19 protein-coding genes are annotated in these 19,947 nt (G+C 52.5%); 14 read left to right on the plus strand and 5 right to left on the minus strand.

All coding sequences use genetic code 11. From position 1 onward, the window contains the following. Positions 1-27: 27 nt before the first annotated feature. Positions 28-471, minus strand: a complete 444-nt coding sequence (locus tag ACXIZX_RS18880) for a DUF3574 domain-containing protein (protein ID WP_179453168.1) — start codon at positions 469-471, stop codon at positions 28-30. 156 nt (positions 472-627) lie between these two features. Here ACXIZX_RS18880 and ACXIZX_RS18885 point away from each other — a divergent pair, with 156 nt between their 5' ends. Beyond that, positions 628-1,491 (plus strand): YicC/YloC family endoribonuclease, encoded by an 864-nt coding sequence (locus tag ACXIZX_RS18885; RefSeq protein WP_061720336.1) that lies wholly within the window; start codon positions 628-630, stop codon positions 1,489-1,491. Positions 1,492-2,557: 1,066 nt separating this feature from the next. Here the strand turns inward: ACXIZX_RS18885 and ACXIZX_RS18890 are convergent. Further along, positions 2,558-2,764 carry a hypothetical protein gene (locus ACXIZX_RS18890; RefSeq protein WP_154157457.1) on the minus strand — a complete coding sequence of 69 codons (207 nt, stop codon included), beginning with the start codon at positions 2,762-2,764 and terminating at the stop codon, positions 2,558-2,560. A gap of 479 nt (positions 2,765-3,243) precedes the next feature. On the opposite strand from ACXIZX_RS18890, the gene lpxP reads away from it, so the two are divergent. The 6 genes from lpxP to ACXIZX_RS18920 all read left to right on the plus strand — a co-directional run bounded on the left by lpxP (position 3,244) and on the right by ACXIZX_RS18920 (position 8,959). Continuing rightward, positions 3,244-4,167: a kdo(2)-lipid IV(A) palmitoleoyltransferase gene (gene lpxP / locus ACXIZX_RS18895; RefSeq protein WP_061720540.1), complete on the plus strand. Its 924-nt coding sequence runs from the start codon at positions 3,244-3,246 to the stop codon at positions 4,165-4,167. Positions 4,168-4,303: 136 nt separating this feature from the next. Then, the gene (locus ACXIZX_RS18900; RefSeq protein ID WP_479404717.1) at positions 4,304-5,743 is read left to right on the plus strand and encodes an efflux transporter outer membrane subunit; all 1,440 of its coding nucleotides are present in this window, start codon (positions 4,304-4,306) and stop codon (positions 5,741-5,743) included. A gap of 145 nt (positions 5,744-5,888) precedes the next feature. Next, positions 5,889-7,031: an alanine racemase gene (locus tag ACXIZX_RS18905; protein ID WP_479404896.1), complete on the plus strand. Its 1,143-nt coding sequence runs from the start codon at positions 5,889-5,891 to the stop codon at positions 7,029-7,031. 111 nt (positions 7,032-7,142) lie between these two features. Then, positions 7,143-7,538: a polyketide cyclase gene (locus ACXIZX_RS18910; protein ID WP_179453166.1), complete on the plus strand. Its 396-nt coding sequence runs from the start codon at positions 7,143-7,145 to the stop codon at positions 7,536-7,538. A gap of 435 nt (positions 7,539-7,973) precedes the next feature. Next, entirely contained in the window at positions 7,974-8,240 is a 267-nt protein-coding gene (locus ACXIZX_RS18915; protein ID WP_061720537.1) for a hypothetical protein, read from the plus strand. A gap of 74 nt (positions 8,241-8,314) precedes the next feature. After that, positions 8,315-8,959, plus strand: a complete 645-nt coding sequence (locus ACXIZX_RS18920; RefSeq protein ID WP_479404718.1) for an oligosaccharide flippase family protein — start codon at positions 8,315-8,317, stop codon at positions 8,957-8,959. A gap of 80 nt (positions 8,960-9,039) precedes the next feature. On the opposite strand, the gene ACXIZX_RS18925 is transcribed toward ACXIZX_RS18920, so the two are convergent. Further along, complete coding sequence (locus tag ACXIZX_RS18925; RefSeq protein WP_008109763.1) at positions 9,040-9,732, minus strand: helix-turn-helix transcriptional regulator; 693 nt, start codon at positions 9,730-9,732, stop codon at positions 9,040-9,042. Between the two features lie 290 nt (positions 9,733-10,022). On the opposite strand from ACXIZX_RS18925, the gene ACXIZX_RS18930 reads away from it, so the two are divergent. Then, complete coding sequence (locus ACXIZX_RS18930) at positions 10,023-10,640, plus strand: trimeric intracellular cation channel family protein (RefSeq protein WP_008109765.1); 618 nt, start codon at positions 10,023-10,025, stop codon at positions 10,638-10,640. Here ACXIZX_RS18930 and ligB read toward each other — a convergent pair. After that, positions 10,554-12,323, minus strand: coding sequence for an NAD-dependent DNA ligase LigB (gene ligB, locus ACXIZX_RS18935; RefSeq protein WP_479404719.1), 1,770 nt, complete (start codon positions 12,321-12,323; stop codon positions 10,554-10,556). The genes ACXIZX_RS18930 and ligB overlap by 87 nt on opposite strands. A 240-nt stretch (positions 12,324-12,563) precedes the next feature. On the opposite strand from ligB, the gene gmk reads away from it, so the two are divergent. The 5 genes from gmk to recG are packed head-to-tail and all read left to right on the plus strand — an operon-like array spanning position 12,564 to position 18,426. Continuing rightward, entirely contained in the window at positions 12,564-13,187 is a 624-nt protein-coding gene (gmk, locus tag ACXIZX_RS18940; RefSeq protein ID WP_008109768.1) for a guanylate kinase, read from the plus strand. Between the two features lie 57 nt (positions 13,188-13,244). Continuing rightward, positions 13,245-13,520: a DNA-directed RNA polymerase subunit omega gene (rpoZ, locus tag ACXIZX_RS18945; protein ID WP_007885265.1), complete on the plus strand. Its 276-nt coding sequence runs from the start codon at positions 13,245-13,247 to the stop codon at positions 13,518-13,520. 20 nt (positions 13,521-13,540) lie between these two features. Continuing rightward, complete coding sequence (gene spoT, locus ACXIZX_RS18950) at positions 13,541-15,652, plus strand: bifunctional GTP diphosphokinase/guanosine-3',5'-bis pyrophosphate 3'-pyrophosphohydrolase (protein WP_061720533.1); 2,112 nt, start codon at positions 13,541-13,543, stop codon at positions 15,650-15,652. Between the two features lie 3 nt (positions 15,653-15,655). Continuing rightward, positions 15,656-16,351, plus strand: coding sequence for a tRNA (guanosine(18)-2'-O)-methyltransferase TrmH (trmH, locus tag ACXIZX_RS18955; protein ID WP_479404720.1), 696 nt, complete (start codon positions 15,656-15,658; stop codon positions 16,349-16,351). Then, the gene (gene recG / locus ACXIZX_RS18960; RefSeq protein ID WP_479404721.1) at positions 16,348-18,426 is read left to right on the plus strand and encodes an ATP-dependent DNA helicase RecG; all 2,079 of its coding nucleotides are present in this window, start codon (positions 16,348-16,350) and stop codon (positions 18,424-18,426) included. Before trmH ends, recG begins: the two co-directional genes overlap by 4 nt. Here recG and ACXIZX_RS18965 read toward each other — a convergent pair. Further along, positions 18,423-18,917 (minus strand): MarR family winged helix-turn-helix transcriptional regulator, encoded by a 495-nt coding sequence (locus ACXIZX_RS18965; protein ID WP_479404722.1) that lies wholly within the window; start codon positions 18,915-18,917, stop codon positions 18,423-18,425. The two genes, recG and ACXIZX_RS18965, sit on opposite strands and share 4 nt — an antisense overlap. A 61-nt stretch (positions 18,918-18,978) precedes the next feature. Here ACXIZX_RS18965 and ACXIZX_RS18970 point away from each other — a divergent pair, with 61 nt between their 5' ends. Beyond that, positions 18,979-19,914: a quinone oxidoreductase family protein gene (locus ACXIZX_RS18970; RefSeq protein WP_479404723.1), complete on the plus strand. Its 936-nt coding sequence runs from the start codon at positions 18,979-18,981 to the stop codon at positions 19,912-19,914. Positions 19,915-19,947 lie beyond the last annotated feature (33 nt).

Consider the following 19,947-nt stretch of genomic DNA (forward strand, 5'->3'; position numbering starts at 1 on the left):
GCATGGCGGCTACGTGGCCGCCATTTTTTAAAACGCCACGCACACCAATGAATCAACTCGCATCACCGATTCCTGCTCAAAGCGCTTTTTATACACATCACGAAGCTTATTGATGCTCTCAGAACTCGCTAAATCCGGATTGTGAATCAGCATCAGCGCTTTGCTGTTTTCCCGCGCCAGCTTGCCGTTCTCGCCCAGCCACTGCCCTTTTGCGTCATATACCGATAAACCGTCTTTGAAACGCGGCGTCACATCGTTATCAACAAACTGCTGCCATTCGCTGCTGCTAACGATGCCACCTTTCGGTTTGTTCATGCCAAACCACAGCGTGGTTTGCATCATCACGTCACCCGAACCGCATACCGCGACTGGCGCAGTGTTGGGCGGGATCTGTTGCGTTGCTGTCGACGGTGCCTGACAGCCAGCGAGCAGTAAGGTTAATAAAGCAGGAAGAGCCAGAGAGCGGAACATCACTTCATCCTTTTAAGCGAACCAGCGCTAAGCATAAGTGTCTGTAGGTAAAAGGGGTAATTTTTTGTTATTCAAGCTTAAGTGCGCTTATGCCTGTTAGCGTCGAGGCTGCCTCGCTATACTTCACCCAACATTTCTGAAAAAGAGAAGACGACTATGATCCGCAGTATGACCGCTTACGCCCGCCGCGAAGCCAAAGGCCACTGGGGCAGCGCCGCCTGGGAAATCCGTTCGGTTAACCAGCGCTATCTGGAAACCTATATCCGCCTACCGGAGCAATTTCGTGGTCTGGAGCCGGTAATCCGCGAGCGCATCCGCAATCGTCTGACGCGCGGTAAAATCGAGTGCAACCTGCGTTATGACGCCGATGCCAGCGCGCAAGGCGAACTGCAGCTGAATGAATCGCTAGCCAAGCAGCTGGTGCAGGCCGCCAACTGGGTGAAGATGCAGAGTGATGAAGGCGCGATTAATCCGCTGGATATTCTGCGCTGGCCGGGCGTGATGTCCGCACAAGAGCAGGATCTTGACGCTATTAACGCTGAATTGCTGGTGGCGCTGGATGGCGCATTGGATGACTTTATCGAAGCGCGTGAAAGCGAAGGTACCGCGCTGAAAGCGATGATTGAACAGCGTCTGGAAGGCGTATCGCACGAAGTCAGCAAAGTGCGCGCGCAGATGCCAGAAGTGATCAAATGGCAGCGCGAGCGTCTGGTGACCAAGCTGGAAGAAGCCGAAGTGCAGCTGGAAAATAATCGCCTCGAGCAAGAGCTGGTAATGATGGCGCAGCGCACCGATGTTTCAGAAGAGCTGGATCGTCTGGATGCGCACGTCAAAGAGACCTACAACATCCTGAAAAAGAAAGAAGCCGTTGGCCGCCGCCTCGACTTTATGATGCAGGAGTTCAACCGCGAATCGAACACGCTGGCTTCGAAATCGATTAACGCCGAGATCACTACATCAGCGATTGAGCTGAAAGTGTTGATTGAGCAGATGCGTGAGCAGATTCAGAATATCGAATAGTTTTTGCTGATGGTCACGGTTGATAATAAAGCCCGCATCGCGGGCTTTATTATTTTGTAAAAAGACAGGTAAGGAAATATTTTAAAACAGTAACAATAAAGACTCACAACTTTGAGAACCGTCTCAAATGCTCACAGCATCCCCACATTAAAATATTGTTTACTTTTAATCGAAAAAAACCTTCCTATAATCGACACATCTTCACGCCTTTTTTATAAAACCAAGACCGTTAACAATGATGCAACGAATGAAAAAATGTGCAGTTACAATGCTTATGATATTTTTTTCGACTTTTTTAGCGACTCTTGTAACGATCGGAATAGCTGAAACAGATATCCTATTTAACTTAATCGAGAAAAATATACCTTATGAAGTAGCCGATAAACTTACTCAATCATTCTGGAGAGCCAGACCAGAACATGCGTATAGTAGAATCCATACCATAATTTGTTTATTTATCTTATTTACCACCAGCGGATTAATCTACTCAACATTAAAAACATGCATCAAAAGATACCGATACAAGGAGATAATTCGCGTTAAGACATTTGCTTTTGAAAGCTTAGTGATTATGATTAAACCTGTATATTTCTTCTTCCTGATGTATCTTTATTTTTACTTTTTACCGCAGAGAATTTTCGATGGTTATATCGATCATGCTTTATTAGGGTTTCTGATAACATCGCTCTTTGCAGTAGCCATCCCTATTGCCATTTACTCGATCACAAAAGTATTCTTAAAATCTCATGTTTTGCAAAAAAATTAACTCATTAAAAATAGATTTTCTAGCTCGCTCTACTTTAATTTAAAACACCTCCACTTAAAAAAGCATTTTTTATTTGATCGTCCTGCTGGACTAATTCGTAGCGACGCTGGTCAATCTGATACTGCTACAACTGTGGGTATTTGATGATGCCGCGCTAGCGGTGAAATCCAGTGTGAGCTGCTGGCTCAAGGCGAGGCTAAGTGGTGTTGCATTGAGCAACTGGCCACGGCTGTTTTTGGTAGGGATTATGTTGGCATTTGAGAAGCGGTAATGCCTTGCAAGGTTTCAACACTACAAAGATTACCCCTCAATAAAACGCGCTGGTTTTGGTGGCAGACAGAGAATCGCCCGATCGTTGTCGGCGTGGCCGATTAAACAAGGTGAATCGCCATCAATAATCTGTCCATGAAAGGTTACACGTCCGTTATCATCGGCGGCCATCGCTGACGCATTAAAGAGTGAGAATCCGATAACTAAAGCTGAAGTTTCAATAATGACTTTCCTCATGCGATCCTTATCAGTCTCACCAGCAACCACATAAAACTATGATTTATAAATGCTTTTTATAATTCTTTTTTTTGTGCGTGAAAAAAACCGAGATCAACCATTAACGAATGCAGGGATTGTCTTAAAGAGTTTAAGCTAGCCTGATTGAGACAAATTTTTAGCCATTAGCGTAAAAATAGTGTCAGCAATGATATAAAAACATTTCTGCCGCGCATTTAAGCGCGCAAACAGCATGAGAAAACTGCACTAAACACTGTGATTAAATCTTTGTTAGAATTGAAAAATATCCATCAGATAGCCATTAACCTGCTAATAGTCGCCTCATCAATGATTTCCTTTAATCTTAAAGATTGTGGAGATCGCGTTTCTTTGACGGCACTATTTGTTAATCTACTGGTCGTAATTAGAACAGTTGTACCGCCAGGAACTCATGGACTCTCTTCTTAGTGCGATACATTTTCTCCCGACATGAAGGCGTTATGACGAAATCCAGGCAGTTCCGCTCCAAACTTCTGCATCCCCGCTATTGGTTTACCTGGTTTGGGCTAGGTGTGCTGTGGCTGCTGGTGCAACTTCCTTACCCCATTTTGATCCGGCTTGGCGCGGGCGCTGGCAAATTGTCGCGTCACTTCCTCAAGCGTCGCGAACGTATCACTCGCCGCAATATCGAGCTGTGCTTCCCCAATATTGATGAAGAGAAGAAAGAAGCGATGATCGCCGGCAACTTCGAATCTCTGGGAATGGCGCTGGCAGAAACCGGCATCGCCTGGTTCTGGTCCGATGCACGCGTACGTCGCTACTTCCAGGTCAGCGGTCTCGAAAACCTGCAGCACGCGCAAAGCCACCAGCGTGGTGTGATGGTTATTGGTGTGCACTTTATGTCGCTGGAGTTGGGCGGCCGCATTACCGGTTTATGCCAGCCAATGATGGCGATGTACCGTCCGCACAATAATCAAGCGATGGAATGGGCACAGACAAAAGGTCGCATGCGTTCGAATAAGGCGATGATCGACCGTCGCGATTTGCGCGGCATGGTGCAGGCGCTGAAAAAAGGCGAAGCGGTGTGGTTCGCGCCGGATCAGGATTACGGCCCTAAAGGCAGCGTGTTTGCCCCGCTATTTGCGGTTAAACAAGCGGCGACCACCAACGGCACCTTTGTGCTTTCTCGTCTGGCGAAACCGGCGATGTTAACCATCGTGCTGATTCGCAATCAGGATAAAAGCGGTTATCAGCTGATCATTCAGCCGGAACTGGAAAATTATCCGTATGAAGATGAGGCCGCCGCCGCTGCTTATATGAATCGTGTCATCGAGAAAGAAATTCTGCGTGCACCCGATCAATATCTGTGGCTGCACCGTCGCTTTAAAACCCGCCCGCCGGGTGAAGCGTCACTTTATATCTAATCTTGATGCAGCAGGTTTTCGCCTGCTGCTCATTTTCTCTACTCACATTTAACAACCATTCTTAACGAAAAACAGGTTTGTCAAAATCTGTCCTGCCTCTTGTAATGGTCGCCTCCTCCTCTCTTTGACCAGAACCATGACACAGCACTTCCATTGCAAATTTCTCGCGCTGGCCGTTGCCACTGCGCTGCTGACCAGTTGTGCCATTTCACACGGCTTACACACCAAAAACACGCTACTCGATGCCAACACTCTGCAAGCCAATCAATCCCTAAAAGATGCGCATTTCAGCGCCGCGAATTGGCCAAAGAGCGAATGGTGGCAAAGCTTTAACGATGCTCAACTCAATCGACTGATTAATGATGCGATGGCTTCCAGCCCGGATTTGCAGGTGGTCAACGCGCAGGCGGATAAAGCCAATGCACAGGTGATTGCCGCCGATGCCGAGCGCTATCCGGATGTCGATCTCAACGCTGGAATTACGCGCTCGCGCGTGGCAAAAGTGGATGATCCGCTGCTGGAGGGCAAAAGCTACAGTACGCTGCGTACCGCCAACGTTGGATTGAGCTACACCTTCGATTTGTGGGGCGGCAAAAAAGATGCCGCTGAAGCCGCGCTGGGGCAAGCACGCGCCAGCGAGCTGGATCGTCAGGCCAGCCAGTTAACCTTAGCCGCAAACGTGACGCGAGCGTGGAATAACCTTAATCTCGCCTGGAATAATGCCGAACTGGCACAGCAGAATCTCGAACGTGCTGTGGGTATCGCCAACATTCAGCAGCAATATGTCAGCGCCGGACTCACTTCCGATTACCAATATAAGCAGGCGCTGTCGCAGCAAAAAACGGCGCAAGCGGGACTGACTGAAGCCAAACAAGATGTCACCGATGCCGGTATTCAGCTTTCGACATTGATTGGTAAAGGCCCGGATTACTGGCACCAGTTAAAACCGGCGCAGATGAATGTGCCGGTCGCCGCCATGCTGCCAAACGCCATTCCGGCTGAACTGCTGGGACGTCGTCCTGATGTGGTGGCCGCGCGCTGGCGCGTTGAAGCGGCATCGAAACAGATTGCCGCCAGCAAAACCGAGTTCTATCCCAACATCAATCTGGTGGCTGAAGCCGGCACCAAATCACTGCTCGGCGATGCCTTCCTCGGCGCGCCAAGTCGTTTCTTTAATGTGGGCCCGAGCCTGTCGTTGCCGATCTTTGACGCGGGCAAACGTCGCGCTGATTTAGCCGAAAGCGATGCCAACTGGGATCTGGCGGTGGCGCAGTACAATAAGCTGCTGATCGGTTCATTAGGTAATATCAGCGATACCATCACGCAGCTGCAGTCGATTCAGGATCAGCTGGCGCAGCAGGAAAGCGCCAACCAGCTGATTCACAGTGCGTGGGATGATTTGCATCGCGAATACGCTGCGGGCCTGCGTCCGTATCTGGATGTATTAACCATTCAAAATCAGCTGATTGAATCCGACCAAAAACTGGTGGCGCTGAAGGCACAGCAGATTAATCTCGCGGTGGTGTTGATTGAGGATTTGGGCGGCGGATTCCAGAGCGGCAGCTCTCAAGTTTGAAAAGGTCGCCATGAATGGCGACCCTACAGTTGTTTGGAAAGGTTTTTGTAGGGTGCACATGAATGTGCAGATTTTGCCGGCTGGCATTCTGCCGTGCGTTGATGAATCATAGTCCGCACTGTGTAATCACCTGCGGACTATTATGATGGAACAGAATATTGAGGCTGGCTGGTTGCGGCCTCTGATTGCCGATCGACTGACGCCTTACCTCGAAATTGACGCCGCGCGCCTGCAGCGTAACCTGCAACAGATGCAGCAAAAAGCCGATGCCGCTGGCGTCGCGCTGCGCCCTCATATCAAAACCCATAAAAGTGTCTGGATTGCTGAGCAACAGCGCATGCTCGGTGCGCGTGGTATTACCGTATCTAAACCGAGTGAAGGCATCGCTTTTATTTTGGGTGGAGAACGCGATTTGTTGCTGGCTTATCCGATTGTGCATGCCGGGACGCTGAAAGAACTTTTGGCGGTGGCCGCACAACATCAGGCGCGCATTACCTGCATTGCTGATTGCGCCAATGGCGTGGCGGCAATAGCGGCTGCACATCAGCGCCAGCCCGATTGTCAGCTGGCTTTAGCCATCAAAGTGGATGTGGGATTACATCGCATCGGCGTTGATCCGCACAGCGATGCTGCCATTACGCTGGCGCAGCAGATTCAGGATGCGGGCCTCACTTTTGCCGGACTAGTTTCACATGCTGGTCACGCGTATGGCGCAGGTAACGCCACGGCGATTGCAGAAGTAGCCTTGCAGGAAATCGCACTGATGAAGGATCTTCAACAGCGCCTGATTGCCGCCGGTTTTGCGCACTGCCCGATTTCGGTCGGTTCAACGCCAACGGCATTGGCAGCGCCCGTCGCGCAGGGCAGCGATGAAATCCGTCCCGGCAATTACGCATTGCTCGATCTCACCGCATGGCGTTTGGGTCTCTGCACGCCAGATGCATTGGCGCTGAGCGTGGTGACGCGTGTGGTAGCCGTCAATCCGCACTTCGCCATTATTGATGCCGGTTCCAAAATGCTTAGCTCTGACAAAGGCCCGCATGGCACCAATGCCAGCGGATTTGGTATCGCCGTGGATGAGCAAGGCAATCACTATGAAGTGTTGAAGCTGTCGGAAGAGCATGGCTTCCTGCAATACGCTGAACAGGCACCAGCCGTTGGTACGCTGCTGCGCATCTTCCCTAACCACAGCTGCGCGGTGGTTGCGCAGTCCGATCGCTTAGTGTTGCGCCATGCTGATGGTGCGGGTGAAGAGCAGAATATTCAGGGGCGCGGCAAGTTTATCTGATTACAGCGTTTTCACGGAAACCGCTGCTGTCCCACACTTCCATGACCGGGCCGTTTGCAGCCCGGTATCAGCGTGCTTTAATGACTTCTTGTTTGCTCATTAGGAGGTTCCATGCTGCCATCTCAGACAGTCACACTCACGGTTCCACGCAACTGGTTAGATTTGTATGAAACCATCTGGAAACCTGAATGCTTTGCAAAATGGGCGAGCGGGCTGAGCGCAAGTACGCTGACGCAGGAAGGGAACAGCTGGAAAGCCAAAGGCCCCGAGGGAACGGTGAAGATTCGCTTTACCCCACACAATCCGTTTGGCGTGATGGATCACTGGATTGATACCGGAAACGGTAAAGAGATTTATATGCCGATGCGGGTGATTGCTAACGAGCAAGGCGCAGAAGTGGTGATGGTGGTTTACCGTCAACCATTCATGTCTGACGAGAAGTTTGCGGGGGATGTAGCATGGGTAAAACGCGACCTGGAACAGCTCCTCCATCTGTTAACTCATTAGAATCAATGGATTATGCAGCGCTCACCTCTTTAACGCATGCTGGAATCAATCAATAAAAATCGGTTACTTTTTTGCTCAGTAGCGTTTAACTGTTTCACTCAAACCTTCTCGTGTTTATCTGTTATTCACCAGTCTGGCTTAAGCATCCTCAGCAGGAAAAGTCCTGGTGAGGATGCGCATGAAAATGCTGAGTCACTCTGATTTATCGAAGTTTTTTCAAATTGCCTCGAACACTTCTTGATTAATCAGCCTGGAATGAAGAAAAGCACTAATAAATAGTAAATCACTCGCCTTATATATTCTGATGCAAATTCTGAAACCATTTATTCCTGTGGTCTATTTATAGGAGTTTTCTGATGGTGTTAATTTAATTAAAACACGGTATAACTCATTCACACACAGCAGTAACCATAATAACAACAGCAGGGAAATAACATGGATCGCTCAACCTATCCTTTGTTATCAGAAAAAGAATTCGTTGAGATTGCCAGGCGGATGCTGGCCGGGGAATATATAAACGCAAAGGGATTTTATAATGATCTTACGGATTTCCTCCGCACAGGAGGAGATACCATTAAGACAACAACACCATTAAGCGCCAGGGGCATCTTAATAAATTCAGAACATCATTTAATTGAAAGCATCTTTACGTGGCAAAACCTGAAAGGTATATCAGGGCTGCGTCAGGACACGCTGCATTAATGTGAGCTGTGCTTTGGCCTGCGGCCAGGGTAAACCCTTAATTGCACTGGTACATGTACCATAATGAGCAGAGTATGGCGATAAGAGAAAAAAATCTGGCTAACACTAAATGGTCAATTTTGTCATCGATTAAAATCGTCGGCATTGGTGTTTTACAACTTTCACTTCTGGCACAAATACTCCAGGCAAACGAGTTAGATCTACTCGCCATTGCTATTGTGATGTTATTAATTATTGATACGCTGGCCGATCGCGGATTTGGCAATAGAATCATAAGAAGTAAAAATCTGAATAACAGCGATCTCTCAATATTGTATTGGGGGAATGTATTAAGCGGATTAGCCATTTTTGCCGCACTGTTTATTGGCAGCGATATTACCAGTCGTATAATGAATCAGCCTGAAATGGCAATCATGCTGGAGATGATGTCGGTCATTTTCATCATTATTCCGCAGGGACAACATTATCGCGCCATATTACAGCGCGAAAACCAATTTTCGCGCATCGCTTTTGCGGAAATAGCATCTGTACTGGTGGGATTAGGCATCACACTGTTTACCGTGTGGCTGACACCTTCAGTGCTGTGCGCCATCTGGGGCTACCTCGCGATGGTATCCATCAGAATGCTGATCTACTGCTACTACGGTCGCTCCTGGTTCCAGCCAGAATACCGTTTTAGCCTGAAAAGTTTCGCTAACGTGCGAGCAAGAAACGGATAATAAAAACAAGTCTGTATGGTGGGCTCTGGGCATCTGAAAAGATGCGTTCGCGTGCTGGTTGCCAGCACGCTTTTTTCTTTTTAGGCTTCCAGTAACTCTTCAAGCGAGTAAAAGTTAAGCTCACTTAACTTACCGTTACCCTGCAAGCGCAGCCAACTCACCAACATGCGCAGTTCATCAATCACCATAAACAGATCGGCCATATCATTCTTGCTTTTGATCTGCAGCCGCGTCAGTGCATTGAGCTTGTGTGCATTAACCGTTTTATGACTAATTCCTAAGCGAATGCCGATGTGTTCCATGCTGTACCCCCACGCCATCATCAGGAGCACCCGCAATTGCCGGTCGGGCAGAATAATATCCGCGCCTTCTAATAACTGTACCTGGGCATGGGTATTGATGCTGGTGAGCAGTCGGCTGGAAAGCATTTGGCGCGAGGATTTTAAATCCAAAACAGTGAGCGAAGGCAGATAACGACTGAGCGCATGCATCAGCGGTAACAAGCGTCGCGTAAGCACCAGCATTTGCATCGCGGGGAATTGCTGCTGTAAGGCGTAGAGCACCTTTAAAGTCCCTGCGAGGGGCATGTTTTCATGAAAGATACATACCAGTAATCGCGGTTTGAGTTTTTCACACTGAGCTATAACAGTGCTAAGAGACCACAATTCATGTATCTGTCCCGCGCAAGGTAACGTGGACAAAAGACTCTCCAGCCCAAGCGCCGCCAGTTTGTCAGAAGAAAAATAGAGAATGTCTTCGTTACGCGTTTTCATGCCTGTCCAATAGTTGCTTCGTCTGATGCCAATGAGTGATAAGCCCGGTTGAGCAGGCAGTAATCACTTACGACACAAAAAGAATGGAACTTAAGAAGACAGTTTCAGGCCCATTCGCATCATTTATACTCATGCGAAATTATCATTAAAAGCGGATGTATCCCGCCAAATAAGCCTGTTAGCATGCACGCCATCAAAAAGGCTAATCCGACGACACCTTATTGAGAAAATCTCAGTGGTCTACACTCTGGGAAATCTTTAGCCTTGCCGCCAATTTATTGGAGTGCTCTATGTTATTAACCGTTCTCTATATTATTGGTATTACAGCCGAAGCCATGACCGGCGCGTTGGCGGCAGGACGTCGTAAAATGGACCTGTTTGGCGTGATTATCATCGCCTCGGTCACCGCCATTGGCGGCGGTTCGGTGCGTGACATTCTGCTGGGCCACTATCCGCTCAGCTGGGTTAAGAACCCGGAATACATCATGATCGTTGCTGCGGCTGCGGTGGTGACCACCTTTGTTGCGCCGCTGATGACGCACCTGCGCAAAGTGTTTCTGGTGCTGGATGCGCTGGGTTTGGTGGTGTTCTCGATTATTGGTGCCCAGGTCGCGCTGGATAGCGGACACGCCTCCATCATTGCCGCCATCGCCGCCGTGATCACAGGCGTGTTTGGCGGCGTGCTGCGCGATATGTTCTGCAACCGCATTCCGCTGGTGTTCCAGAAAGAGCTGTATGCCGGGATCGCTTTCGCCTCAGGTTGGATGTACATCCTGCTGCTGAAAACGCCGCTGGCGCATGAAGCGGTGGTGATCATCACGCTACTGTTCGGCTTCTTCGCCCGCTTGCTGGCGCTGCGTTTCCGCCTCGGCTTGCCGATTTTCAACTATCCCCATCCTGAACATTGAGTCAGTGGCAGGAATCTCCTGCTGCTGTAGATAGTGAATCAACTGCTGCAGGTGCGCATCCTGCAGCATCATCACAATCCGCTGCGCCAGCACGCTTCCGATGCCGGGCAACTGCTGCCAGCTTTCCGCCGTTCGCGTCAGCAACTGCGACCACTGCGCATCCGGTAAAGCCTGTAACGCTGCGCGCGGCAACGGCAAGCCAAGCGCACTCACCCAGCGCCGCAGCGGCTGCTGCCGCGTCAGGTTAAAGCGGTGCCAGATAAGTTGCGCGCGAACTGGTGTGATGCCATTAGCCTGCGCAATCTGCTCTGGCGTCAGCGTCAGCCAGGAAAAGAGATGAGTGATAGCACCACTATCCAGCAGGCGCTGCCAGCTGCTGCGCTGTACGCCCGCAATATCGAGTACTGATTTCCGGCTGAGCCAACTGAGGCGAGACAAAAATTGCGCCCGGCAGTCGGCGCTAAAGTGCAAACAGGTTAAGCCGTTGAATTCGCCATCCTGTGGCGACGCAGGATAATCGCGCTGCGCCACGCGCCAAATCACCCGCTCCAGTCGCGGAATGCCTAATCCCGCCAGTGTGAGCGTCACCTCATCACCTGCGATCACATCCAGTTCACGCCAGCGTCGCAGTGAACCAATGTTTACCCGGCGTACCGTTTTGTCCTCCAGTTGCACCGGTATTAGATTCAGCACCACGGCGATCTTGCCCGTGCGCCCTACATTGAAATCCACTGACAGCACTTCACTGCTGACTTCCGCCGGTTGATATTTCCATGCTGCTGACCAACTGCTCTGACCAGGCTGCCAGTCGCGCCCTGCGCTGAGCGGTGACTGATGGATCACCACACCATCGGTGACAAACGGCAATGATTCATGGAACCAGCGATCGCGCCATACCGCGACTTCCTCTTCATTACTCACCTGACGGCTCCAGCTCTGCGCCAGTCCAAATCCCCATTGTGTGAGTTGCGCCAGACGATCGGGCATCGAATTTGGCCCATCCGGCCACGCCCAGATAAAGATGCCAAGTCGCGCAAGCAGCGGGCTATTGTCGTGACGCATCATCGCCCCCGCCACCTGAGCACGCGCGTTCTTACCGCCGTCTCGCGCCTGTTGATGATCGGTCATTTGCAGAAACAGCTCACCTTGCAGCACCACTTCCTCACGCAAAGTATCCAGCCGCTGCGGAATGGCGGGAATATGTGCGGATTTGGCCAGCCACTCTTCGCCACGCAAACCATCGCCGCGGCTGATCAATGACACTAACTGGCCTTGCCGATACACCAAGGTGACGGCAACACCATCGACTTTCGGCTGCAGCCATAGCGCAGATTTATCCTGCATCCAGTACGCCACCGCCAGCTTGTCGCGCAGTTTGCGCACGCCGGTATGCGCCACCGGATGATGCGTGCTGCCATCGGTGGAGAGTTGTGCATCGTAGGTGGCTTGCGCCGGGGTGAAACAGCGCTGCCACTGCTGTAATCGCTGTTGCAAACTGTCGTAATCGGCATCAGTCACCAAATTAGCGCCCTGCCGGTAGTACGCGTCATCCCATTGTCGTAGCTGGGTTTGCAGTTGTGCGATTTCCTGCCCCGCACGCACCGGCGACCAGTTCGGGCAGAGCGCTTCGGCCCAGCAACCGATGCTGAATAAGCAGCATATTAAACTCAGACATCCTTTCATCTTCGCTCTCCTTTTTCGCTATTGGAGAGCGCAGCGCAGCCTTTTACCAGCCTCGAAAATCGCGCGCTGGAAGCAGATTCCAGAGATTAATTCGCTTTTGCAGCCTGCTACATCAGCCTCTGGCGCGGCTTCACAGAAAAAAGAATTGCCTCAGCCAAGCGGCAAACGCTGCGTGACCACCCCAAGCCGTGTATACTGTGCAGGAAATCGACTCCGCTCTTTACTCAATTCAAGATAACCATGGCTCAAGGCACGCTTTATATAGTTTCCGCCCCCAGCGGCGCGGGTAAATCCAGCCTGATTCAGGCGCTGTTAAAGACACAACCGCTGTACGATACGCAGGTGTCTATTTCTCATACCACCCGTGGCGTGCGTCCCGGTGAAGCTCATGGTGAGCACTACTTTTTCGTCTCTAAGTCCGAATTCGAGACCATGATTGCCACAGACGACTTCCTCGAACATGCGGAAGTGTTTGGCAATTATTACGGTACGTCACGCGCGGCGATTGAGCAGGTGCTGGCGACCGGCGTGGACGTCTTCCTGGATATCGACTGGCAAGGTGCGCAGCAAATTCGCCAGAAAATGCCTGCCGCACGCAGCATCTTTGTGCTGCCGCCTTCTACCGAAGAGTTGGATCGTCGCCTGCGTGGCCGCGGTCAGGACAGCGAAGAGGTGATTGCCCGTCGTATGCAACAGGCCGTGGCAGAAATGAGCCATTACGCCGAGTATGACTATTTAATTGTTAATGATGATTTCGATTTGGCGCTGTCAGATCTGAAAACCATTATTCGCGCAGAACGTCTGCGTATGGGTCGCCAAAAATCGCGACATGATGCTTTAATCAGCAAACTATTGGCAGTCTGAATTCACTTTCAGTATTATGCCCAGTCATTTCTTCATCATCTGTGGAGTAGCACACCTATGGCACGCGTAACCGTTCAGGACGCAGTAGAGAAAGTTGGTAACCGTTTTGACCTGGTGTTGGTCGCTGCACGTCGTGCACGTCAGATGCAGGTAGGCGGTAAAGATGCGCTGGTTCCGGAAGAGAACGATAAGCCAACCGTTATCGCCCTGCGCGAAATCGAAGAAGGTCTGATCACTACCCAGATTCTGGATGTCCGTGATCGTCAGGAACAGCATGAGCAGGAAGCCGCTGAGTTACAAGCCGTTACCGCTATCGCTGAAGGTCGTCGTTAACAGCACTTCGCAGGTCGCCCTTGTATCTGTTTGAAAGCCTCAATCAACTGATTGAAAAATACTTGCCTGAGGAGCAAATCAAGCGCCTCAAGCAAGCTTATCTAGTCGCGCGTGATGCCCACGAGGGTCAAACACGCTCCAGCGGCGAGCCTTATATCACCCATCCTGTTGCTGTCGCCTGCATTCTGGCCGAGATGAAACTCGACCATGAAACGCTAATGGCGGCGCTGCTGCATGACGTGATTGAAGATACGCCCGCCACTTACCAGGATATGGAACAGCTGTTTGGTAAAAGCGTTGCCGAACTGGTGGAAGGTGTATCAAAGCTCGATAAGCTGAAGTTCCGCGACAAGAAAGAAGCGCAGGCTGAAAACTTCCGCAAAATGATCATGGCGATGGTGCAGGATATCCGCGTCATCTTGATCAAACTGGCTGACCGCACGCACAACATGCGCACGCTCGGCGCGTTACGTCCGGATAAAAAACGCCGTATCGCGCTGGAAACGCTGGAGATTTACAGTCCCCTGGCGCACCGCCTTGGTATTCATCACCTAAAAACAGAACTGGAAGAGCTCGGCTTTGAAGCGCTCTACCCGAACCGTTTCCGCGTGATTAAAGAGGTGGTGAAAGCGGCGCGCGGTAACCGTAAAGAGATGATTCAGAAGATCCTTGCTGAAATCGACGGTCGCTTACAGGAAGCAGGCATTCCCTGCCGCGTAAGTGGACGCGAAAAACATCTCTATTCGATCTACCGCAAAATGCACCTGAAAGAGCAGCGTTTTCACTCGATCATGGATATTTACGCTTTCCGCGTCATCGTGAAAGATCTGGATACCTGCTATCGCGTGCTTGGACAGATGCACAGCTTGTACAAACCGCGTCCCGGACGCGTCAAAGATTACATCGCCATTCCCAAGGCCAACGGCTATCAATCGCTGCATACCTCAATGATTGGCCCGCACGGCGTGCCGGTTGAAGTGCAGATCCGTACCGAAGATATGGATCAGATGGCAGAAATGGGTGTGGCAGCACACTGGGCGTATAAAGAGAGCGGCGAAGTCAGCGGCACCACCGCGCAGATTCGTGCTCAACGCTGGCTGCAAAGCCTGCTGGAGCTGCAACAAAGCGCCGGTAGCTCATTTGAATTTATCGAAAGCGTGAAATCCGATCTCTTCCCGGATGAGATCTACGTGTTCACGCCGGAAGGCCGCATCGTCGAATTGCCGGCTGGCGCCACGCCGGTCGATTTCGCCTATGCAGTGCATACCGATATCGGTCATGCCTGCGTCGGCGCACGCGTCGATCGCCAGCCTTACCCGCTGTCACAATCGCTGACCAGCGGTCAAACCATTGAAATCATTACCGCTCCGGGCGCTCGCCCGAACGCTGCCTGGCTCAATTTTGTCGTCAGCTCGAAAGCGCGCGCCAAAATCCGTCAGCTGCTGAAAAACCTCAAGCGTGAAGATTCCGTTAACCTGGGTCGTCGTCTGTTGAGCCACGCGCTCGGCGGCAGCAAGAAGCTGGCAGAGATTCCGGTTGAGAACATTCAGCACGAACTTGAGCGCATGAAGCTGACGGCCATTGATGATTTGCTGGCAGAAATCGGCCTAGGCAACGCCATGAGCGTAGTGGTGGCGAAGAACTTGCTGCAGTCGGGCAGTGAAGAGCCGCAGAGCAATAGCAAACGTAAAAAGCTGCCGATCAAAGGCGCGGATGGCGTGTTGATTACCTTCGCCAAATGCTGCCGTCCGATTCCTGGCGACCCGATTGTGGCGCACGTCAGTCCCGGCAAAGGTTTGGTGGTGCACCACGAATCCTGCCGTAACATCCGCGGCTACCAAAAAGAACCTGAAAAGTTCATGCCGGTAGAGTGGGATAAAGTGACCGATCAGGAATTTGTCGCTGAGATTAAAGTCGACATGTTCAATCATCAGGGCGCACTGGCGAATCTGACTGCGGCAATCAACACCGCCGGTTCCAATATTCAGAGCCTGAATACCGAAGAGCGTGATGGTCGCGTGTATAGCGCCTTTATCCGCCTCACCGCGAACGATCGCGTCCATCTGGCGAATATTATGCGCAAAATCCGCGTGATGCCGGACGTGATCAAAGTTCACCGCAACCGTAACTAGTCGATGAACGCTCAACGTTTTGCCCGAATTCAGGAGATGCTGGCCCTGCGCCAGCACGATCTCACCGTCTGCATGGAACAGGTGCACAAACCGCATAACGTCTCGGCGGTGATTCGTACCGCCGATGCGGTGGGCATTCATGAAGTGCACGCTGTCTGGCCAAGCGTGCGTATGCGCACTATGGTTGCGGCTTCGGCGGGCAGCAACAGTTGGGTGAAAGTTAAAACGCATCAGCATATTGCAGATGCGGTGCGTCATCTGAAGGATGAAGGCATGCAGGTGCTGGCGACGAATCTGTCGGCCAAAGCGGTAGATTTTCGCGAGATCGATTACACCAAACCGACCTGTATTCTGATGGGTCAGGAAAAAACCGGGATTACCGCTGAAGCGCTGGCGCTGGCCGATCAGGACATCATTGTGCCGATGGTCGGCATGGTGCAGTCGCTCAATGTCTCGGTGGCTTCCGCACTGATTCTGTATGAAGCGCAACGTCAGCGACAGAATGCCGGCATGTATCAACGCACCTACAGCCTGCTGGATGAAGATGAGCAACAGCGTTTGCTGTTTGAAGGCGGTTATCCGGTGCTGGCGCGCGTCGCCAAACAAAAAAATCTGCCTTATCCGTACATCAATGGCCAGGGCGAAGTGGAAGCCGACGCCGATTGGTGGGCCACCATGCAATCGACAGGTAGAAAATGAAAGGCCGTCTGCTGGATGCCATCCCGCTCAGTACCCTGACCGGCGTCGGCGCCAGTCAGGCGGGCAAGCTGGCCAAACTTGGCCTGTTTACCATTCAGGATTTACTGCTGCATCTGCCACTGCGCTACGAAGACCGTACCCAACTGTATAAAATCAATGACCTGCTGCCGGGCGTTTATGCCACGGTGGAAGGTGAAGTGCTGAGCAGCGAAATCACTTTTGGTCGCCGCCGCATGTTGGTGTGCCAGATCAGCGATGGCAGCGGCATGCTGACCATGCGCTTCTTCAATTTCAATGCCGGGATGAAAAACAGCCTGTCGCCGGGCCGTCGCGTTACCGCCTATGGCGAGATTAAACGCGGTCAGCGCGGTGCTGAAATCATTCATCCCGAGTATCGCGTGCAGGGCGAACAAGGCGGCGTTGAGCTGCAGGAAACCCTTACGCCGGTCTATCCCACTACCGAAGGCATTCGCCAGGCGACACTGCGCAATCTCACCGATCAGGCATTGACGCTGCTGGAGAGTTGCCCGATTGCCGAGCTGCTGCCCTCTGAACTGAGCGGCGGGCTGATTAGCCTGCCGGATGCACTGCGCACGCTGCATCGTCCGCCGCCGGATTTGCGTCTGAGCGAGCTGGAAACCGGTCGCCATCCGGCACAAAAACGTTTAATTCTGGAGGAGCTGCTGGCACATAACCTCAGCATGCTGGCGGTACGCGCCGGTGCGCAGCGCCATCATGCGTTGCCGATGACGGCGCGCCACGAGCTGGTTGATCAGCTGCTGGCGGCGCTGCCCTTCTCGCCAACCGGTGCGCAAAAGCGTGTGGTGGCAGAAATCGAAAAAGATCTGGCCAACGATTTTCCGATGATGCGTTTGGTGCAGGGCGATGTCGGCTCCGGTAAAACGCTGGTGGCCGCTCTGGCGGCACTGAACGTCATCGCGCACGGCAAACAGGTGGCGCTGATGGCGCCGACTGAACTGCTGGCCGAGCAGCATGCCAACAATTTCCGCCAGTGGTTTGCTCCGCTGGGAATCGAAGTGGGCTGGCTGGCGGGCAAGCAGAAAGGCAAAGCGCGTGAAGCACAGCAGGAAGCCATTGCCAGCGGCCAGGTCGCGATGGTGGTCGGCACCCATGCGCTGTTCCAGGAGCAGGTAAAATTCAACGGCATGGCGCTGGTGATCATCGACGAACAGCACCGCTTTGGCGTGCACCAGCGCCTGGCGCTGTGGGAAAAAGGCGAGGAACAAGGTTTCCATCCGCATCAGCTGATCATGACCGCCACGCCGATTCCGCGCACGCTGGCAATGACCGCTTACGCCGATCTTGATACCTCCACCATCGACGAATTACCGCCAGGCCGTACGCCGGTCACCACGGTGGCGATTCCAGATAGCCGCCGCAGTGAGATCATCACGCGCGTGCAAAGTGCCTGTCACGAAGGGCGTCAGGCTTATTGGGTGTGTACGCTGATTGAAGAGTCGGAAGTGCTGGAAGCGCAGGCGGCGGAAGCAACCTGGGAAGAGCTTAAAGTGGCGCTGCCCGATTTGCAGGTTGGTCTGGTACACGGCCGCATGAAGCCCGCCGAAAAACAGGCGGTTATGGCGGCGTTCAAAGCCAATGAAATCCAGCTGCTGATCGCCACCACGGTTATCGAAGTAGGCGTGGATGTGCCGAATGCCAGCCTGATGATTATCGAAAACCCGGAACGTCTCGGTTTGGCCCAGCTGCATCAGCTGCGCGGCCGCGTGGGCCGTGGTGCTGTCGCCTCACACTGCGTGTTGTTGTATAAAGCGCCGCTCAGCAAAACCGCGCAGAAGCGTTTGCAGGTGTTGCGCGATAGCAACGACGGCTTCGTGATTGCTCAGCATGATCTGGAGATTCGCGGTCCAGGTGAGATGCTCGGCACACGTCAAACCGGCAACGCCGAGTTTAAAGTGGCTGATTTGCTGCGCGATCAGGGCATGATTCCCGAAGTTCAGCGCGTGGCGCGTCATATCCACCAGCACTATCCAGAACAGGCGCAGGCGCTGATTGAGCGTTGGCTGCCGGAAACCGAGCGCTACAGCAACGCTTAATCCGCCGTTTTGGTTTTATCGATGGCAATAAAATCCCCGACAAACTTCTGCAGCAGACGCGCCAGCTCAGCGCGCTCTTCATCCGGCCAGCTGGCAAACAGGTTCTGATAGATCTGCGCACGCGCCGCATCGATCTTGTCGGTCATCGCTTTACCTGCCGCCGTGATTACCGCTTCATTCACCCGTTTGTCTTTGGCATTTTTCTGCCGCTGCGCCAACCCTAACTCCTCCAGCTTCGCCACCTGCCGACTCACCGTGGTGTAATCACGCCCGGCACGCTCCGCCAGTTCGACCACGCCAATCGGGCCGAAGCGACCGATCTGAATCAGCAGCGGAAACAGCGCGCGATCGAGCTGGATATTCGACTCTTTTATCAGTAATTCATCACGTTGCGGACGGTTGAAGGTTCCAACAATCATCAGCAGCGCATTATGCAGATCATCAAATGCTGCACTATTATGTGTATTTTGCACACTTTTCATTGACGTCATCCCGAGGCAAGCCTAATGTGTGCATATTACACATAGTTTCCGATTTACTGAAGGTGAAAGCATGAAAGCAGCGATAGTTTCTGCGGCAGGTGAACTGCCCGTTTACGGTGATTTCCCTGAACCGCAGGCTGATGAAAGCCATGTGGTGGTGACAGTAAAAGCCGCCGCCGTCAGCCAGCTAGCGAAAGCACGCGCCGCCGGTACGCATTACAGCGCGGCCGCGCACTATCCCTTTATTACCGGCATTGATGGTACCGGCACGCTGAGCAATGGCGATCCGGTTTACTTCCTCGCCTTTAATGCGCCGTGGGGCAGCATGGCAGAAAGAACCTTAGTGCCCGCCGCAAGCATCGTTTCGTTGCCGGCCACACTGGATCCGGTGCTGGCCGCTGCGCTGGCGAATCCGGGCATGTCATCGTGGGCGGCACTAACCCGACGCGCTCAGCTGCGCGCCGGTGAAACCGTGCTGATCAATGGCGCAACGGGCACGTCGGGCGGTTTAGCGGTGCGCATCGCGCAGCATTTGGGTGCTGGAAAAATTATCGCCACCGGCCGCAATCGCGCCGCGCTGGATCAACTGCGCGCGCAGGGTGCTGACCTCACTTTAACGCTAGATGAATTGCCGGGCGCATTACCGGCATTGATGAAAGAAGGCATTGATGTAGTGCTGGATTATCTCTGGGGCCAGAGCGCGCTCGATATTATGCAGGCCGCCGTAGCAGGCGGAGAAAAAACGGTGCGCTTTGTGCAAATCGGTTCGTTGAGCAGACAGGAGATTACCCTGCACAGCAAACTGCTGCGTTCGTCCGGGCTGATATTAATGGGCAGCGGCCTCGGCAGCGTGTCGGATAAAGAGTTGATCGCCTGCATCGGAGAAATGCTGACGGCCGCCGCCGACAGCGATTTTTCCATCGCCTTCCAGATGCGCCCGCTGAGCGATGTTGCGCTGGCGTGGCAGGAAGATGATAGCCGCTGCCGCACGGTGTTTACGCTCTAGATCAACGGAAGTAAAAAGGGGCATTGCAAACGA

Source organism: Candidatus Pantoea symbiotica (assembly GCF_056491525.1).

What these genes read in the sequence shown, in the direction of transcription:
- ACXIZX_RS18915 (WP_061720537.1), top strand. Translation starts at nt 7,974, where the DNA reads ATGGATCGCTCAACCTATCCTTTGTTATCAGAAAAAGAATTCGTTGAG.
- trmH (WP_479404720.1), top strand. Translation starts at nt 15,656, where the DNA reads ATGAACGCTCAACGTTTTGCCCGAATTCAGGAGATGCTGGCCCTGCGC.
- ACXIZX_RS18880 (WP_179453168.1), bottom strand. Translation starts at nt 471, where the DNA reads ATGTTCCGCTCTCTGGCTCTTCCTGCTTTATTAACCTTACTGCTCGCT.
- ACXIZX_RS18925 (WP_008109763.1), bottom strand. Translation starts at nt 9,732, where the DNA reads ATGAAAACGCGTAACGAAGACATTCTCTATTTTTCTTCTGACAAACTG.
- ACXIZX_RS18920 (WP_479404718.1), top strand. Translation starts at nt 8,315, where the DNA reads ATGGCGATAAGAGAAAAAAATCTGGCTAACACTAAATGGTCAATTTTG.
- ligB (WP_479404719.1), bottom strand. Translation starts at nt 12,323, where the DNA reads ATGAAAGGATGTCTGAGTTTAATATGCTGCTTATTCAGCATCGGTTGC.
- ACXIZX_RS18970 (WP_479404723.1), top strand. Translation starts at nt 18,979, where the DNA reads ATGAAAGCAGCGATAGTTTCTGCGGCAGGTGAACTGCCCGTTTACGGT.
- recG (WP_479404721.1), top strand. Translation starts at nt 16,348, where the DNA reads ATGAAAGGCCGTCTGCTGGATGCCATCCCGCTCAGTACCCTGACCGGC.
- ACXIZX_RS18930 (WP_008109765.1), top strand. Translation starts at nt 10,023, where the DNA reads ATGTTATTAACCGTTCTCTATATTATTGGTATTACAGCCGAAGCCATG.
- rpoZ (WP_007885265.1), top strand. Translation starts at nt 13,245, where the DNA reads ATGGCACGCGTAACCGTTCAGGACGCAGTAGAGAAAGTTGGTAACCGT.
- ACXIZX_RS18905 (WP_479404896.1), top strand. Translation starts at nt 5,889, where the DNA reads ATGGAACAGAATATTGAGGCTGGCTGGTTGCGGCCTCTGATTGCCGAT.
- ACXIZX_RS18900 (WP_479404717.1), top strand. Translation starts at nt 4,304, where the DNA reads ATGACACAGCACTTCCATTGCAAATTTCTCGCGCTGGCCGTTGCCACT.
- ACXIZX_RS18910 (WP_179453166.1), top strand. Translation starts at nt 7,143, where the DNA reads ATGCTGCCATCTCAGACAGTCACACTCACGGTTCCACGCAACTGGTTA.
- ACXIZX_RS18965 (WP_479404722.1), bottom strand. Translation starts at nt 18,917, where the DNA reads ATGACGTCAATGAAAAGTGTGCAAAATACACATAATAGTGCAGCATTT.
- ACXIZX_RS18890 (WP_154157457.1), bottom strand. Translation starts at nt 2,764, where the DNA reads ATGAGGAAAGTCATTATTGAAACTTCAGCTTTAGTTATCGGATTCTCA.
- gmk (WP_008109768.1), top strand. Translation starts at nt 12,564, where the DNA reads ATGGCTCAAGGCACGCTTTATATAGTTTCCGCCCCCAGCGGCGCGGGT.
- lpxP (WP_061720540.1), top strand. Translation starts at nt 3,244, where the DNA reads ATGACGAAATCCAGGCAGTTCCGCTCCAAACTTCTGCATCCCCGCTAT.
- ACXIZX_RS18885 (WP_061720336.1), top strand. Translation starts at nt 628, where the DNA reads ATGATCCGCAGTATGACCGCTTACGCCCGCCGCGAAGCCAAAGGCCAC.